The sequence below is a fragment of the Streptomyces zaomyceticus genome, from assembly GCF_014656215.1.
Taxonomy (GTDB): Bacteria; Actinomycetota; Actinomycetes; order Streptomycetales; family Streptomycetaceae; genus Streptomyces; species Streptomyces zaomyceticus.
Map to the genome: position 1 here is coordinate 21504 of NZ_BNBZ01000048.1, position 16859 is coordinate 38362.

The 16859-nt window shown below is 71.7% G+C and carries 13 protein-coding genes; 7 read left to right on the plus strand and 6 right to left on the minus strand.

Annotated elements, in window-relative coordinates; translation table 11 throughout:
- Positions 1-86: 86 nt before the first annotated feature.
- The 3 genes from IE311_RS34585 to IE311_RS34595 form a co-directional block, all read right to left on the minus strand.
- Positions 87-1109 carry a DNA-3-methyladenine glycosylase family protein gene (locus tag IE311_RS34585; protein ID WP_189835847.1) on the minus strand — a complete coding sequence of 341 codons (1023 nt, stop codon included), beginning with the start codon at positions 1107-1109 and terminating at the stop codon, positions 87-89.
- A 383-nt stretch (positions 1110-1492) separates the two neighbouring features.
- On the minus strand, positions 1493-2575 hold the full coding sequence (gene manB, locus IE311_RS34590) for a mannose-1-phosphate guanylyltransferase (protein WP_189835848.1): 1083 nt from the start codon (positions 2573-2575) through the stop codon (positions 1493-1495).
- A 104-nt stretch (positions 2576-2679) separates the two neighbouring features.
- Entirely contained in the window at positions 2680-4224 is a 1545-nt protein-coding gene (locus tag IE311_RS34595; RefSeq protein WP_189835849.1) for a peptidoglycan recognition protein family protein, read from the minus strand.
- Positions 4225-4361: 137 nt separating this feature from the next.
- Between IE311_RS34595 and IE311_RS34600 the strand changes: the two genes are divergently transcribed.
- From IE311_RS34600 to IE311_RS34615, 4 genes are all read left to right on the plus strand, one after another.
- A complete protein-coding gene (locus tag IE311_RS34600) occupies positions 4362-5114 on the plus strand; it encodes a TIGR03089 family protein (protein WP_189835850.1) in 753 nt (250 codons plus the stop codon).
- Between the two features lie 300 nt (positions 5115-5414).
- Positions 5415-6605 (plus strand): LCP family protein, encoded by a 1191-nt coding sequence (locus tag IE311_RS34605; protein WP_189835851.1) that lies wholly within the window; start codon positions 5415-5417, stop codon positions 6603-6605.
- Between the two features lie 256 nt (positions 6606-6861).
- Positions 6862-8598, plus strand: coding sequence for an LCP family protein (locus IE311_RS34610; protein ID WP_189835852.1), 1737 nt, complete (start codon positions 6862-6864; stop codon positions 8596-8598).
- Positions 8599-8648: 50 nt separating this feature from the next.
- Positions 8649-10433 carry an LCP family protein gene (locus IE311_RS34615; protein ID WP_229902352.1) on the plus strand — a complete coding sequence of 595 codons (1785 nt, stop codon included), beginning with the start codon at positions 8649-8651 and terminating at the stop codon, positions 10431-10433.
- A gap of 162 nt (positions 10434-10595) precedes the next feature.
- Here IE311_RS34615 and IE311_RS34620 read toward each other — a convergent pair whose 3' ends face one another.
- Positions 10596-11612, minus strand: a complete 1017-nt coding sequence (locus tag IE311_RS34620; RefSeq protein WP_189835854.1) for a glycosyltransferase family 2 protein — start codon at positions 11610-11612, stop codon at positions 10596-10598.
- Positions 11613-11794: 182 nt separating this feature from the next.
- Between IE311_RS34620 and IE311_RS34625 the strand changes: the two genes are divergently transcribed.
- Together IE311_RS34625 and IE311_RS34630 are read left to right on the plus strand one after the other, a co-directional pair.
- Positions 11795-13267 (plus strand): LCP family glycopolymer transferase, encoded by a 1473-nt coding sequence (locus IE311_RS34625; RefSeq protein ID WP_435811869.1) that lies wholly within the window; start codon positions 11795-11797, stop codon positions 13265-13267.
- Positions 13264-14763, plus strand: coding sequence for an MFS transporter (locus IE311_RS34630; RefSeq protein WP_229902353.1), 1500 nt, complete (start codon positions 13264-13266; stop codon positions 14761-14763). Before IE311_RS34625 ends, IE311_RS34630 begins: the two co-directional genes overlap by 4 nt.
- On the opposite strand, the gene IE311_RS34635 is transcribed toward IE311_RS34630, so the two are convergent.
- Positions 14751-15284, minus strand: coding sequence for an acyl-CoA thioesterase (locus tag IE311_RS34635; RefSeq protein WP_229902354.1), 534 nt, complete (start codon positions 15282-15284; stop codon positions 14751-14753). The genes IE311_RS34630 and IE311_RS34635 overlap by 13 nt on opposite strands.
- Before the next feature lie 130 nt (positions 15285-15414).
- On the opposite strand from IE311_RS34635, the gene IE311_RS34640 reads away from it, so the two are divergent.
- Positions 15415-16677, plus strand: a complete 1263-nt coding sequence (locus IE311_RS34640) for an LCP family protein (protein WP_189835856.1) — start codon at positions 15415-15417, stop codon at positions 16675-16677.
- A gap of 89 nt (positions 16678-16766) precedes the next feature.
- On the opposite strand, the gene IE311_RS37175 is transcribed toward IE311_RS34640, so the two are convergent.
- Positions 16767-16859 (minus strand): acyl-CoA dehydrogenase family protein (locus tag IE311_RS37175; RefSeq protein WP_132919430.1); only part of this gene is annotated, 93 nt, incomplete at its 5' end.

Sequence of the window (16859 nt, forward strand, 5' to 3'; positions counted from 1 at the left end):
GTCGGTCTGCTGGGTCGGTCTGCTGGGTCGGTCGCCGCGCCCGGGTGCGGCGGTCGGCCGGGACGGTCGGCCGGGACGGTGCTGGTCTAGAACGCCGTGATGTCGCCCGGTGCCATCCGGGGTGCCCTGCGGGGCGGCACGCGGCCGCTCAGGAGGATCAGGCGGGCCGCCCGGTGACGCTGGCCCTCGTAGGGGGCCAGGAGGCCGAGCATCGCCTCGTCGTCCGTCGCACGGTCGCCCGCCAGGGCCCAGCCGACGATGCCGGGGAGGTGGAGGTCGCCCGTGGTGACCTCGTCCGGGGCGCCGTTGCTGCGCTGGACCGTCTCCGCGCTCGTCCACGGGCCGATGCCCGGGATCAGTTCCAGGCGCCTGCGGGCCGCCGGCGGGTCCATGTGCGCGGCCTCCTCCAGGCGGGCCGCGACCCTGGCCGCGCGGACGATCGTCGCGGCGCGCTTGCCGTCGACGTTCGCGCGGTGCCACTCCCAGGACGGGATCGTCGTCCACGCCCGCGCGTCCGGCATCACGTACATGCCCTCGGGGACCGCCGGGCCCGGCGCGGGCTCGCCGTACTTCCGCACGAGGTGACGCCAGGAGGCGTACGCCTCCGTCGCCGTGACCTTCTGCTCCAGGATCGTCGGGATCAGCGACTCCAGGACCAGGCCCGTACGGGTCAGGCGGAGACCGGGGCGGCGACGGTGGGTCGCCAGAACGAGCTTGTGACGGGGAACGAAGGCGGTGGGGTCGTCCTCGGCGCCGAGCAGCGCGGGAGCGTTGTCCAGGAGCCAGGTCGCGCCCGGGCCCCAGGCCTCGGCCTCCGCCGCGCCGTCCCGGACCGCCACCCGGATCGTGCCCGGGCCGTCGGGGGTGCGGCTCGCCCGCCAGACGGAGCCGTCGGGGGTCACGCGGAAGGTGGGGTCGGCGGGGCCGCGGCGGAGGGGGCCGAGGGTGAGGCCCAGGTCGACGTCCAGGTCGAGGAGGTCTCGCTCCTGGTCGCGGTCTCGGCCGCGGTCTCGGTCCCGGGGGGCGCCGGTGGCGGTGGGTACGGGGGTGTGGCCGCCGCGGACCGTGGTGCGGGTGGTGGGGGTGGGGGGTCTGAAGCGGCCGGCCATGGGTACGAGCCTAGCCCTGCGGGGGTGGGGGGCGGCGGTGTCGCCTCCGTGTGGGCAATCGTCCCTCCCCCAGACTCCGTCCGGGGGGACCCCCAGGGCGGGACGGGTGGGCACACGGGACGGCGCCCCTTGGCGGCGCGTCCGCCCCCTGCGCCTGGACCCGCACCCGTGGTGCGGCGCGCAACAGGTGCGGGTCCAGGCACGGAAGCCTGACCGCCCGGCAAGGGCGACGTCCGTTGTGCCCACCCGTCCCGCCCCAGCGGAACGAATGCCCACAACAGGGGTGGGCGGCGGCCGTCGTGCGCCTCCCGTTCCGCCCTGGGGGTCCCCCCGGACGGAGTCCGGGGGAGGAACGAAGGCCCACAACAGGGTGGGCGGCGGGGTTACTGGTCCGAGGAGAAGCGGACCGCGCCCGGCGGGAGGGTGGCGTCGCACCAGATGCGTACGCCGTCGCGGAGTTCGTTGTCCGGGCCCACCTGCGCCCCGTCGCCGATGACCGCGCCCGCGAGGACCGTGCGCGCGCCGATGCGGGCGCCCGCGCCTATCAGGGAGTCCGTGATCACCGCGCCCGCCTCGACGACCGCGCCCGCCAGCAGGGTGGAGCCCGTGATGCGGGCGCCCTCGCCGACCACCGCGTCCGCGCCGACGACCGTGCCGCCGGTCAGCTTGGCGTCCGGGGCGACCCGGGCCGACGGCAGGACCAGACGGTCGCCGCAGCGGCCCGGGACGGCCGGGGAGGGCGCGCGGCCCAGCACCAGGTCGGCCGAGCCGCGGACGAAGGCCTGCGGGGTGCCGAGATCCAGCCAGTACGTGGAGTCGACCATGCCCTGGAGGTGCGCGCCGGAGGCGAGCAGCTCGGGGAAGGTCTCCCGCTCGACCGAGACGGGCCGGCCGGCCGGGATCGTGTCGATGACCGAGCGCCGGAACACGTACGCGCCCGCGTTGATCTGGTCGGTGACGATCTCCTCGGGCGTCTGCGGCTTCTCCAGGAAGGCCGTGACGCGGCCGGTGGAGTCCGTGGGGACCAGGCCGAAGGCCCGGGGGTCCTCGACGCGGGTGAGGTGGAGCGAGACGTCCGCGCCCGAGGAGGAGTGGGTGGCGACGAGGGCCTGGATGTCCAGGCCCGTGAGGATGTCCCCGTTGAAGATCAGGACCGGTTCGTCGGGGCCCGAGTGCAGCCGCGAGGCCACGTTGCGTATCGCGCCGCCGGTTCCCAGCGGCTCCTCCTCGGTCACGTACTCCAGGCTCAGGCCGAGCGCCGAGCCGTCACCGAAGTGCGGCTCGAAGACCTCGGCCAGGTAGGAGGTGGCGAGCACGATGTGCTCGACGCCGGCGGCGCGGGCCCGGGCCAGCTGGTGCGTCAGGAAGGGGACGCCCGCCGCCGGGACCATGGGCTTCGGCGTGTTGACCGTGAGGGGTCGCAGCCTTGTTCCCTTGCCACCGACCAGGAGGATCGCTTCTGTCACCTTGTCGTCTCTGCTTCCTGTTCGGGGCCGGTCGGCTCGCCCGTCTCGGTCGTCCGTGCGATATGACCGGTCAGTTTAGGCAGATGGTTGCCCCGATGACCCCATCAGCTCCTCCCCTGATACTTCGCCGAGCTCGTGCGGGCCGTTCCGAGCTTCCCGTACAGCCGTGCTCCGGGGCACTCCGTCGCGAATCCGTCACGGTGTCCCGCGATGGCGTTGAACTTGACCGTGCTGCCCTTCTTGTACAGGTTTCCGCCACCGGAGACGAGGTAGGCCGCGGCCTTCGGATTGACCCCGTGGAGCCCGAGTTTCCAGGCCGTCAGACGGGCGACGGCGGTCACCACGGCGGCCGGCGGGGCGCTCTTGGTGAACGTGCCGAGAACGGCGATGCCCATGCTGTTGGTGTTGAACCCGAGGGTGTGCGCGCCGAGGACGGGCTGTGCCACTCCCCCGGCTCGTCCTTCGTAGATGTTTCCGCACTTGTCGACGGCGAAGTTGTAGCCGAAGTCTCGCCATCCACTGCTCTGGACGTGGTAGCGGTAGATACTGCGCAGAACGGAGGGCGCCTGGGCGCAGGTGTAGTTGTTGCCGGTCGCGCTGTGGTGCACGAAGGCGGCCTTGATGCTCTTGGTGTAGACGAAGCCCTTCTCGCGGATGCTCTCGTCGGCACCCCAGCCCTTACGGGTGATGATCTTGGGGCGGGGGCCGATGTACGGCTTCGCCGCGGCCGCCGGGCGGACGGGGGCCTGGACCGACGGGGCCTTCGCCGCCTCCTGCGTCCTCGGCAGGTACGGGATCGTGAGCTCCGTCGCTTCCTTCGACAGGGCCGGGATCCAGGACGCCCCGTAGGGGGCCAGTCGGGAGTTGACCCCGCTGGCCGCCGCCTCCGCCGCGCTCGGGCCGAGTGCGCCGAGGGAGCCGAGGGCGGTGAGGGAGGCGGAGGCCGCGAGGAGGCCCGCAGGGGTGCCCGGGGCCGGCGGGGCGGCGGCCGCGCGGGGCGCGGCCTCGGACGTGGAGGCGTGGGTGGTGGTCGCGGCCGTGGAGCCGTTCGTGGACGCGGTCGTGGTGGGGGCCGTCGCTTCCGTGGCCTCCCGGGACTCTCCCGGGTCCACCAGTTCCAGGCGCAGGCCCGCGGGGAGCCCTTCCTCGCCCCGTACGCGGATCTCCACGCCGTCCGAGGCGCCCACCCACAGCGGGGCCGTGGAGCCCTTGAGGGCACGTCCGGCGCCCTCCGCCGTGTCCGGGTCGGCGCCGTGTTCCTCGTTGTGGGTCTCCACGTCCTGCCACTCCGACCAGACGCCGTCGGCGGCGGACCGGGTGCGGACCTGCACGGTGCCGTGCAGGGCGGCCGTCGGGTCGTCCCACACGACGCCGACGAGGGAGAAGGGTCTGACGTCGCGTCGGGCGAGTCCTTGCGCTCCGGAGTCGTCCGCCCCGCCGCCCAGGGCCCGGTCGGCGCCGCCGAGCGGCTCCAGCGGGAGGGACTGGGTGGCGCCTGGCAGTTCGGGCGCGGGTGGCTGTGCGGTGGACGTCGGTGGCAGCCCGAGCGCCGACGGAACCGCGGCCGCCGCGGGTGCGACGAAGGAGACCGGCAGGGCGAGGACCGCCGCGCAGGTCACGGCGATCGAGGAGGCGAGTGAGGCACGCATGGGCCGATCGTGCGTACGCGGGGGCCGTTCCGCGCGTCGGGAACCGGCCCGGAAACCGATGCCCCGTCGGGCCGACCGGTGGACGGTGTCACCGGTACGGCGGACCCCGGCGAAGCCGCCCGCGTACGCTGTCCGGCGTGAACGCCAGCGACCGCACCCCCGCCGACCTGCTGCGATCCGCGCTCGCCGCGGACCCCGCCCGCCCCTTGGTCACCTACTACGACGACGCCACCGGTGAGCGGGTGGAATTGTCCGTCGCCACCTTCGCCAATTGGGTGGCCAAGACGGCGAACCTGCTCCAGGGCGAACTGTCCGCCGCGCCCGGCGACCGGCTCGCCCTGCTGCTGCCCGCGCACTGGCAGACGGCCGTCTGGCTGCTCGCCTGTTCGTCCGTCGGGGTGACCGTGGAGGTGGGCGGCGACGCCGCGGACGCGGACCTCGTGGTCGCGGGGCCGGACGCGCTGGAGGCGGGTCTCGCCTGTTCCGGCGAGCGGATCGCGCTCTCCCTGGCCCCGTTGGGCCGCCGCTTTCCGACCGTGCCCGCGGGGTACGCGGACTACGCGGTCGAAGTACCGAGCCAGGGTGACCGGTTCGCCCCGTTCGTACCGGTCGATCCCGATGCTCCCGCGCTCGTCGTCGACGGTACGGAACGCAGTGGTGCGCAGCTCGTCGAGGAGGCCCGCGCGGATGCGCGGTCGCTCGGCCTGGCCCCCGGCACCCGGCTGCTCTCCGGACTCGGCTGGGGGGACTGGAAGGGCCTCTCGACCGGTCTGTACGCGCCCCTCGCGGCCGGCGGCTCCGTGGTGCTCTGCCGGAACCTGGACCGGCTCGCCCCCGACTCCCTCGCGAAGCGCGTGGAGAGCGAGCGGGTGACGACCACCGCGGTCTGATCCGCGCCCACCGGGCCCGCCCCGCCGCGTCCCGGCCCTCGGGTGACCGCCCGCCCCGCCCGCACGCCGGGTCCGTCCCGTCCGGCGTCGGCGCCCGCCCGGGCGCCCGACGACCACCAGTACCGCACCCGTTCGGCCCAGCACCGCGCCGAGTCCCCGCGTCCGCGCGCCCCGTCCGGTACATGATCGGCCGGGGGGAGTCGACTCCTTCCGCACAACCATGCGTCGGGTTCGGCCGTCTCCTTCTACGACCGGCGGCCGCCCGGCGCGCCGCCGACGCCATGAAGGACGGACTCAGACGTGACGGAACGCGCGGGCACGCCCGCCGAACCGGACCCGCCGGCAACGGAGGGCGCGACTCCCGGGGCCCCGGAGAAGCCGCGCCGACGCCATTGGCTGCGGTGGACGGCTCTCGGCGTCGCGATCGTGGTGCTGGCCGCCGCCGGGGTGGGCTGGTGGTTCTACCGGAAGCTCGACAACAACATCACCACGGACACCACCGCCGCGGCCGAGCTCCGGAGGTACGAGAAGGAGCGCCCGGCCGCGGTCGTCTCGGCCGCCCGGAACATCCTGCTCATCGGCTCGGACACCCGGGCCGGCGAGGGGAACCGCAAGTACGGCAGGGACAAGGGCACCCAGCGCTCGGACACGACGATCCTGCTGCACCTCTCGGCGGGGAAGAAGAGCGCGACCGCGATGTCCCTCCCGCGCGATCTGATGGTGACGATCCCGAGCTGCCGCAAGTCCGACGGGACCCGTACCCGTGAGCAGTTCGCGCAGTTCAACTGGGCCTTCGAGTTCGGCGGTACGGCGTGCACCATCCGTACCGTCGAGAAGCTGACCGGGATCCGGGTGGACCACCACATGGTGATCGACTTCCGGGGCTTCAAGAAGATGGTGGACGCGGTCGACGGGGTGGAGGTCTGCCTCAAGGAGCCGGTGAACGATCCCGACGCCAAGCTGAAGCTGCCCGCCGGGCGTCACACGCTCCGCGGGGAGCAGGCCCTCGGCTTCGTACGGGCCCGGAAGTCGATCGGCAACGGCAGCGACACGGAACGCATGGACCGCCAGCAGCAGTTCCTCGGCGCGCTGGTCAACAAGGTGCAGAGCGACGGGGTGCTGCTGAACCCGACCAAGCTCTATCCGGTGCTGGACGCGGCCACCAAGGCGATCACGACCGACCCGGGGCTCGACTCGCTGCGGGACCTGTACGACCTGGCGCGCTCGATGCGGGCGATCCCGACCGAGAAGGTGCAATTCCTCACGGTGCCCCGTCGCCCCTACTCGTACGACGCGAACCGGGACGAACTGGTGCAGCCGGCGGCGAGTCAACTCTTCAAGGAGCTGCGGGAGGACCGGCCCGTCGCGGTGACTCCGGACGAGGAGAAGAAGCCCGGGGCGGACGGAAAGCCGGACGACGCGGACGCTCCGACGCCCTCGGTCGCGCCCACCTTCACGGGGCGGAACGCGGCGGAAGGAGTGTGCTCCTAGAAAGGGCCGTGGGGGCGGCGGGTAAAGGGCACACCAAGGGGAGGACTGGGAGCGATGAGGTTTGAGCAAATTGCCCGGTTGTAAGGGGCGTGGAATTTGTCACGCGCGTCGCCCCACGCTGAACTGGGCGGATAGTGTGACGCGATCCGGTGCACCCCGACCGTGTGGTCGCACTCACCGAGGATCGAACGACCGAGAGAGCGGCGCCCAGTGGGGGAGGCGCCTCGCGTGGCACCGACGGAGGACTCGAGTAACCGTGGACGCGCACAGCCGTGGACGGGCGGACGAGATCGACCCCGCCGACCAGTGGGTACTCAACCCGCAGACGGGCAACTACGAACTGCGACTGGACCACTCCGCTGGGCAGTCGCAGACGCCGTCCAGGCCCCGTAGATCCACCGTTCCCGCACCCTCGCCCGCCGACACCCCCGTCGAGGCACCCGTACCCGGCCAGCGCCGCCGGCGGGTCTCCGAGCCGGGCGACGGCGGTCAGCAGTCGCCCGCGAGCCGCCGCAAGCGCAAGCAGGGCGCGTCCCGCAAGAAGAAGGTCCTGCTGTGGACCGGCGGCACGATGGCGTTCGTCCTCGTCGGCGGCGCCACCGGCGCGTACATGATCTACCAGAAGCTGGACGGCAACATCGGTTCGGTCGACGTCGGCAACGCCGCCGTGCAGTCGGAGTCGATGGACGGGCCGCTCAACATCCTGATCATCGGCAACGACGTGCGTACCGGTGAGGGCAACGAGAGCTACGGCAACAAGACGAACGTCACCGGCCACGCCGACACCACGTTCCTCATCCACATCTCCGAGGACCGGACCAACGCGACGGCCCTGAGCATCCCCCGCGACCTCAAGATCAAGATCCCGGACTGCCCCACGAAGCAGCCCGACGGCTCGACCAAGGTCATCCCCGGCTCCGTCGGCACGACCCGGTTCAACGAGTCGTTCGGCGTGAACGGCCGCGACCCGGGCTGCACGATGCGCACCATCACGCAGATGACCGGCGGGGTGGGCATCAACCACTTCATGATGGTCGACTTCAACGCCGTCAAGACGCTGTCGACGGCGGTCGGCGGCGTGAAGGTCTGCCTCGCCAAGCCCATCCGGGACAAGAACTACTCCAAGCTCAACCTCTCCGAGGGAGAGCACCGGATCCAGGGCGAGGACGCGCTCGCGTTCCTCCGCAACCGTCACGGTCTCGGCAACGAGAGCGACCTGGACCGCATCAAGATGCAGCAGCAGTTCCTCGCCTCGATGATGCGGCAGCTGAAGGAAGACACCCTGGACAGCCCGTCGCAGCTGCTCGACGTCGCCAACGCGGCGACCGAGGCGCTCACGGTCGACAAGGGCATAGACAGCGTCATCAAGCTGACCACCCTGGCCAAGGAGATCGGGAAGGTCGACCTGAAGAACATCAGCTTCATGACCGTTCCGGTGAAGGACAACCCCGACGAGCCGCCCAACAAGCGGGCGACCGTCGTCCTGGACGAGACCAAGGCTCCCCAGGTGTTCGGGATGATCCAGAACGACGTCTCCTTCACCGAGGTGAAGAAGAAGCAGCAGGACGCCAAGAACGCCCAGGCGCAGGCCCAGGCGAAGCTCCTCCAGGGTGCCCGCGCCGAGGCCGTCGACGTACGCGTCGACGTCTTCAACGGCAGCGGCATCCAGGGCGCGGCCCAGTCGACCATCAACTGGCTGCAGAACGACCAGGGTGTGACCCGCTCCACCAACAAGAGCAACGCCCCCGAGAAGGCGGCGAAGACCACGCTCACCTATGCACCGAACCAGGCCGATCAGGCCCGCGCGCTCGCGGACATGATGGGACTGCCTGCCACGGCCCTCAAGCCGGGCACACAGGACGCCGGGGAACGCGAGCCCATGACGCTCGTCCTCGGCGCCGACTTCAAGGGCGCGGGGGTGCCCATCAACGGTCCGACGAAGGCGCCGGACGTCGAGAAGGTAGAAGCTGACAAGCAGGTGTGCGCCAAGTAACCCGGAAACACCGGGACTTGCCGCACTCCTGACTCATGAGGGGACCTGGGGTGGGACAGAACAGCGTGCGCGGGGAGGGAACTCGGGGACGCGTTCCACGCGCCCGAGAACTGGGCTGGGACGACGAGCTGTACGGCGCGGGTGAAGCCACCGGCGCCGAAGCCGACGCTCCCGAGGAGACCGGGAAGGCCGAGGCCTCCGGTGCCACGACGACCCGCGCCGAACGCCGGCGCGGTGCCGGGAACGGCGCGGGCAGCGGTCCGGGCGGCGGTGCCGACGGGCGGGCGGGCCACCGTCGCGGCGGCTCGCGCCGACGCGCCAAGAAGGCCGGCAAGCGCAAGGTGCTGCGCTGGGTCGCGATCACGCTGTCGGTGCTGATACTCGGCACGGCCGGCGCCGGATACCTGTACTACGAGCACCTGAACGGCAACATCCGCGGCGGTTCGCGCGCGGGCGGCGACAGCGGCGTCAAGAAGGCCGCGCCCAACGCCCTCGGCGACACCCCGCTCAACATCCTCCTGATCGGCTCCGACAGCCGCGCCGACGCCAAGAACGTCGCGCTCGGCGGTGGCAAGAACCTCCGCGAGGCGAAGCCGCTCGCGGACGTGCAGATGCTGCTGCACGTGTCGGCCGACCGGCAGAACGCCTCCATCGTCTCCATCCCGCGCGACACCATCGTGCCCATCCCGAAGTGCACGGGCACGGACGGCTCCACGTACCAGGCGACGACCACCTCTCCCATCAACGAGACGCTGGGACGCGGGGGTCCCGGCTGCACGCTGACCACCTGGGAGAGCCTCACCGGGGTCTACATCGACCACTGGATGATGATCGACTTCGCCGGTGTGGTGGCCATGGCCGACGAGGTCGGCGGCGTCCCCGTCTGTGTGAAGACCGGCGTCTGGGACAAGCCGACCCGGCTGGTGAAGGGCGGCTCGGGCCTGAAGCTGCCCGAGGGCACCCACGAGATCCAGGGCAAGCAGGCCCTCCAGTGGCTGCGCACCCGGCACGCCTTCGGCAACGACCAGGGCCGGGCCAAGGCCCAGCACATGTACCTCAACGGCATGGTCGAGAAGCTCCAGAAGCAGAACGCCTGGAGCGACACCGGTCAGCTGATGGGGCTCGCCGAGACCGCCACCAAGGCGCTCCAGGTCTCCGACGAGCTGAAGTCGGTGAAGAAGCTCTTCGACCTGTCGATGCAGCTCAAGAACGTGAAGATGAACCGCCTCACGACGGCGACGGTCCCGACGGTCGAGTGGCCCCAGGACCGGAACAAGCTCCAGATGGTCAAGTCGTCCGCCGACAAGATGTGGTCGATGCTCCGCGACGACATCGCCTTCGACAAGAACGGCAAGGCGGCCACGGCCAAGCCGAAGCCGAGCACGTCCGCGAAGCCGAAGGCCGTCGCCGAGGAGCCGGGCTCCTTCCCCGTCACCGTCGTCAACGGCACCGCGGGCACGGGCACCGACGAGGCGCCCGTCGAGGGCCGCGCCAAGGCGATCACCACGGCCCTGACGGGCAAGGGCTTCACCCAGGCCGACTCCGCGAAGGACCCTCAGCCTCGCGAGGACACGGTCGTCCTCTACCCGAAGGCGGACGGCGACCAGGGCAGGGCCAACGCCGTGTCCGTGGCGAAGGCCCTCGGGCTGCCGGAGACCAAGGTCCGGGCCGACGCCAAGGCGGAGGGCATCACGCTCGTCGTCGGCGCGGACTGGCGTGAGGGCACCGTCTACAAGGCGCCGGCCTCGCAGGAGGGCGACCTGCCCGACGGCGCGGACGACAAGGCGACCTGCATGGACATCTACTCGGTCTACAAGTGGGACGGAAAGAGCTGAACCGTCACTGCACCGTCTGACCGGCACAGACCGACGGCCGGGTCCCTCTGAGGGGCCCGGCCGTCGGTCTGTGCGGTGTTCGGTGTTCGGCCGTCAGCCGCCGGACGTCGGTCGCCGGTCGTCGGTCGCCGGTCGTCGGTCGTCGATCGGTGCGGAGAGCGGTCAGGCCGTCTCGGGCTCGCCGGCCGGCACGGCCGGGCGACGGCTCGCGACGACCTTCCTCGCCAGCGAGCGGGGGCTCGTCAGAAAGCCGTACCCCCACGCCATGTGCATCGTCGCCAGCGCCACCGGGATCCGGAGCCGGGCCTTGAGCGACAGGCCCTTGCCCGCGGGGACCGAACCGGCCGCGATCGCGGCGAGGTAGCCGGCCGGGACCACGAAGCCGAGCGGGGTGACGGCCGCGCCCACGACCACGCCCGCGGCGATGGCGCACACGGCGGCCGGCGGGGCCAGATAGCGGAGGTTGATGGAGCCCCGGTGGTAGCGGGCCACCACATGGCGCCACCGGCCGTAGTCCTTGTACTGCCTGGCGAGCGCGCGGACGCTGGGCCGCGGGCGGTACTGGACGCGCAGCTCCGGCGAGAACCAGATCAGGCCGCCGGCCTCGCGGATGCGGAAGTTCAGCTCCCAGTCCTGGGCGCGGACGAACTCCACGTTGTAGCCGCCCTGCCGCTCCAGCGCCTCGCGCCGGAAGACACCCAGGTAGACGGTCTCCGCGGGTCCCGCCTCGCCGCCCGTGTGGAAGGCGGCGTTGCCGACGCCGATCCTCGAGGTCATCGCGGCGGCGACCGCTTCCTCCCAGGCGTTCTCGCCCTCGGCGTGCATGACACCGCCGACGTTCTGCGCGCCCGTCTCCTCCAGGAGCCGGACGGCGGTGGCGATGTAGTTCGGGGAGAGCATCCCGTGGCCGTCCACGCGCACCACGATCGGGTGACGCGAGGCCTCGATCGCCGCGTTGAGAGCGGCGGGGGTACGGCCCGTGGGATTCGGCACGGTCGTGACACGAGGGTCCTCGCGGACCAGCTCGGCGGCGATCTCGTCGGTGCGGTCCGTGGACGGGCCGAGCGCGATCACCACCTCCAACTCGCCGTCGTACTCCTGCTCCAGGATGTGACGGACCGAGGTGCGCAGATACCGCTCCTCGTTCAGGACCGGCATGATCACGGAGACGGGCTGCATGGTTCCTCGGGTTCGGGGGTCGCCCCCCGGAAGACGGCGGTACTGCTCGCCACGTTACCGCGAACGGGGGACAGCGGTGCGCGCCGCACGGGTGGTGCTCCCTTGCGCTGATCGTATGGGCCTACGGTGCTCACGGTTCCCTTTGTCACAACCGCTTGTCACACCCGCGGAGGTGTCCGTCCGTGCCCACACCGCCCCGCACACCCCGTCCCCGGCCCGCGGCCCGTCGTGCCCCGGTCCGCCGGAGGCGGAGGCGCCCCCGGTGGGGGATGCGGATGGCGACGGCGCTCTCGGTGACGGTCCTCGCCGCGGGCGGCATCGGACACGCCGTGGTGACCGGTCTCGACACCGGGATCACCCGCGTGGACCCCTTCAAGGACATGAAGAACCGGCCCCAGGCCGGGCACGGGATGAACGTCCTCGTCGTCGGCACCGACGGCCGGGACCGGATCACCCCGGAGGAGAAGGCGAAGTACCGGCTCGGCGGCGCGCCCTGCCGTTGCACCGACACCGTGATGCTCGTCCACATCTCGGAGGACCGGGAGCGGGCGAGCGTGGTGAGCCTGCCCCGCGACTCGTACGCCGAGATGCCCGAGCACACCGACCTGACCACCGGGAAGCGGCACCAGGCGCATCCGGTGAAGCTGAACGCGGCCTACGCCGAGGGCGGGCCCGGGCTCACCGTGCGGACCGTCGAGTCGATGACCGGCGTCAAGATCGACCACTACCTGGAGGTCGACTTCACCAGCTTCATGAAGACCGTGGACGCGGTCGGCGGCGTGCAGATCTGTACGACGCGGCCGGTGAAGGACACGTACACCGGGCTCTCCCTGCCGGCCGGCACCCATGAGCTCGACGGCGGCCAGGCGCTGCAGTACGTGCGCTCCCGGCACATCGACGGGGCCGCCGACATCGGGCGGATGCAGCGGCAGCAGCGGTTCCTGGCGGCCCTCATCGACCGGACGACCAGCGGCGGGGTCCTCTTCAACCCGGTGCGGTTCCGCGAGGTCGCCACGACGATGCTCGGCTCCGTGCGGGCCGACCAGGACTTCGGTACGGATCAGCTGCTCGCCCTCGCCAAGGCGATGCGCGGCTTCACCCCGGCGTCCTCGGAGTTCGTGTCCGTGCCGATCGGGGACATGAGCTTCCCCGTGAAGGGCATCGGGTCGACGGTGAAGTGGGACGCGGCGAAGGCGCAGCAGCTGTTCCAGGCGCTGCGGGAGGACCGGCCGCTCGCCTCCTCGAAGCCCGGTTCCGGGTCGTCCGCGAAGGCGCCGAAGGCCGTGGTCGTGGACGTGGCGCCGCGGACCGTGCGGGTGCAGGTCTACAACGGGACCCGGACGGACGGGCTCGGCAGGAAGGTGGACGACGCGTTGCGCGCGACCGGTTTCGACACCACCAGGACACCGATGACCGGGGCGGGGACCGGGCACGCCCGCACCGTCGTGGAGTACGACCCGCGCTGGGACCGCTCGGCGAAGTCCCTCGCGTCGGCGCTGCCGGGGGCGGAGCTCCGGGCGGTCGCGGGGCGGGGCCGGACGCTGCGGGTGACGGTGGGCGCGGACTACAGGGGTGTGACGGCGGTCCGGGGCGAGGACACGGCACGGGGCGGGCCGTTCGAAGCGGTGACGGGTGACCAGGTGGTGTGCCCGTGACGGCGGAGAAGGCTGCGTCGGGAGACCCCGGCCGGCCGGCGTCGGCGGCCGTGCTGATCGTGACCTGCGTCTCGACCCTGATCGTCAACGCCAACACCTCGGCGGTGAGCATCCTGCTCCCGGCGATCAGCGAGGACACCGGGACGTCGCTGGACACCCTGCAGTGGGCCGTCACCGGCTATTCGCTGGTGGGCGCGGCGGTGATCGTCACCTCGGGGGCCCTCGGCGACGTGTTCGGACGCCGGCTGGTGTTCCTCGGCGGGCTGGCGCTGTTCATCGCCTCGTGCGTGTTCATCGCGCTGTCCGGCGGCGGTGCGGGGGTGATCGCGGGCCGGGCGATCCAGGGGGCGTCGGGGGCGACGATCCTGGCGTGCGGGATGAGTCTGCTGTCCGTGTCCACGTCCGGTGCGGGGCAGGTCCGGGCGGTGACCCTGTGGGGCGGCGCCTCGGCGGTGGGCGCCGCGGCGGGGCCGCTGGTCGGCGGTGTGCTGGTGGACGGTACGGGATGGCAGGGGCTGTTCTGGATCGACGCGGCGATCGCGGTCGCCCTGGTTCCGATCACGTTGAAGGGGGTCGCCGAATCCCGTGATCCCGAGCGCGGCCGCTCGATCGACTTCGCGGGGACCCTGCTGATCGCCGCCGTGCTCGCCCCGGCGCTGCTCGCGCTGAGCGAGGGCTCGGACTGGGGCTGGACGTCGGCCGGGGTGCTGGGGTGCTTCGCGGTGGCGCTGGTCTCGGCCGTCGGTTTCGTCGCGGTGGAGCGGCGGGTCGAGGCGCCGCTGGTGGACCTCCGGCTGCTGCGCAATCGCGTGCTGATCGGGGCGACGGTCGGGATCCTGCTGAGCGCGGGAGTGATCAACGGTCTGATGTACCTGGTCAGCCTCTACTTCCAGAACCCCGCCACGCTCGGGCTGAGCCCGTTCCAGGCGGGTCTGGCCACGCTGCCCGCGACGGTGGGCCTGATCGCGGTCACACCGCTCGTGCCCCGCGCGGTCCAGCGGCTGGGCATCGGTCCCGTGATCGCGCTCGGCTTCGCGGCGGCGACGGCCGGCTGCGCGCTGCTGGTGTTCGTCCAGGGCGACTGGCGGTACGGGGCGTTCGTCCTGCCGCTCGTGCTGCTGGCCGTCGGTCTGGGGCTCGTCAACGGTCCGGCGAGTTCGGCGTCGACCTCGGCGGTGTCCGCCGACGCGGTCGGCGCCGCGTCCGGCATCTCGAACATGGCGCGGTACATCGGCGCGGCCGCGTTCACCGCGGCCGTGGCGACGGTCAACACGACGGTGGGCGCGTCACACACCGCCGACGGGGACTCCACGGCCGACGCGCTGGCGGCCGGCCTCTCCGGTGCGTGTCTGCTGCTCACGGTGGCGTCCGGTGCGGGGATGCTGCTGTCCGTCCTGGCGGTACGGGCCCGCCGTCGCCGGGTCGGGCCCGGGGCCTACGGCGCGGCGGCGGCCTCGCACGCGCACACCGTCCCCGTCGTTCCTCAGTCCTCGTAGCCCTCGGCCGCCCGGCGTTCGCGGAGTTCCTTGATGGCCTGGCGGCGGGCCAGGCGGTGGGTGCGGCGGATCTGCGCCTCCTGGTTGCGGCGCTTGTCCTTCTCGGTCTCCGGGACGACCTGGGGGACGGAGCGCGGCTTGCCGTCGGCGTCGACGGCGGCGAAGACCAGATAGGCGGAGCCGACCTGGGTGGCGGGCGTGGACTCGTTCCAGCGCTCGGCCATGACCCGTACGCCGACCTCCATGGACGACCGGCCGGTCCAGTTGACCTGGGCCTTCACATGCAGCAGGTCGCCGACCCGGACCGGCTCGAGGAAGACCATCTCGTCCATCGAGGCGGTCACCGCCGGGCCGCCCGAGTGCCGGCCCGCGACGGCGCCCGCCGCGTCGTCCACCAGTTTCATGATCACGCCGCCGTGCACCGTACCGAGGAGGTTGGTGTCGTGGCTCGTCATGATGTGGCTGAGGGTGGTGCGGGAGGCGGAGGTGGGCTTGCCCGGGATATCGCCCTGATCTGTCATGCCCTCCACCATATGCCGGGTCTCGTGGTCGTCGTCGTTCGGTCCGGTTTGCATCAGCTTGGCAACAGCACCGGTCCGATGTTCCACCCGGCCTGTCGCGCGGAAAGCCCTGCCCGGCACACTGGTCCGCATGAATGACTGGCCCGAAGACGGCGGCTACGGCCGTGGCAACGCGAACTCCCAGCCCGAGGGACCTCGCCGGATGAGCCATGTGCAGCGCCCGCAGGTTCCTCAGCAGCCGCCGCGCCACGACCAGGGCTACAACCCGAACTTCACACAGGCCCAGGGCTCGGGTTACGACTCCGGTTACAGCTCCGGCCAGGTCTACGGCGGCCCGCAGGGCGGCGGCCACGGCTCCGTGCCGCCGCAGTACGCGCCGGGCCCCGGCTCCGGCGGTCCCGGGCGGCCCGCCCCGGACTGGCGCAAGCGCATCAAGGTCGGCTCGATCGTGCTGGTCGTCGGCGTCCTCGCCTGGGGCATCGGCACGTACGCCTGGGCCAGCTCGCAGATGCGCAACGAGGTCGACCTCGCCAAGGTCATCGAGCGGCCGTCCGAGGGCGACTGCACGACGTATCTGATCGTCGGCTCGGACAGCCGTGAGGGCATGTCCGCCGAAGAGAAGAAGAAGCTCCACACCGGCTCCGCCGAGGGCAAGCGGACCGACTCGATGATGATCCTCGCGGCCTGCTCCAGCGGGAACACGATGGTCTCGCTCCCCCGTGACTCCTGGGTGACGATCCCCAGCTTCGTGGGCTCCGAGTCGGGCAAGACGTACCCGGCCCGCGGCGGCTCCAAGCTGAACGCGGCCTACGCGATGGACGGCCCCGAGCTGCTGGTGCGGACCGTCGAGTTCAACACCGGGCTGCGCATCGACCACTACGCGGAGATCGGCTTCGCCGGCTTCGCGAACATCGTGGACGCGCTCGGCGGTGTCGAGCTGAACATCGAGAAGGGCTTCAAGGACAAGAAGTCCGGCGCGGACTTCCAGGCCGGCACGCAGACCCTCAACGGCGAGCAGGCCCTGGCCTTCGTCCGCACCCGGTACGCCTTCGCCCAGTCGGACCTCCAGCGGACGAAGAACCAGCAGAAGTTCCTCTCCGCCCTGGCCAACGAGGCGGCGACGCCGGGCACCATCCTCAACCCGTTCGCGCTGTACCCGACGCTGGGCGCCGGTCTGGACACGCTGATCGTGGACAAGGACATGTCGCTGTACGACCTCGGCAAGATGTTCTTCGCCATGAAGGGCATCAGCGGCGGCGACGGCAAGTCCATGAACATCCCGATCGCGGGCAGCGCGCCGCAGAACTCCCTCAAGTGGGACATGCCGAAGGTGAAGCAGCTGGTCGAGCAGATCCGCAACGACGAGAAGGTCACCGTCGAATCGAACCGCTGACCCGCTGACCTGCGGACGCACGTACGGACGTACGGGAAAGGGCGCCCTCCCCCGCCGGGGAGGGCGCCCTTCTCCGTGCCCGCCCGGGGTTACGGGAGGTTGCGGGCCATGACGATGCGCTGGACCTGGTTGGTGCCTTCGTAGATCTGGGTGATCTTGGCGTCGCGCATCATGCGCTCGAC

Coding starts and splice junctions, on each gene's coding strand:
- IE311_RS34585 (WP_189835847.1), bottom strand. CDS start 1,109: ATGGCCGGCCGCTTCAGACCCCCCACCCCCACCACCCGCACCACGGTC.
- IE311_RS34595 (WP_189835849.1), bottom strand. CDS start 4,224: ATGCGTGCCTCACTCGCCTCCTCGATCGCCGTGACCTGCGCGGCGGTC.
- IE311_RS34620 (WP_189835854.1), bottom strand. CDS start 11,612: ATGCAGCCCGTCTCCGTGATCATGCCGGTCCTGAACGAGGAGCGGTAT.
- IE311_RS34635 (WP_229902354.1), bottom strand. CDS start 15,284: ATGACAGATCAGGGCGATATCCCGGGCAAGCCCACCTCCGCCTCCCGC.
- IE311_RS34640 (WP_189835856.1), top strand. CDS start 15,415: ATGAATGACTGGCCCGAAGACGGCGGCTACGGCCGTGGCAACGCGAAC.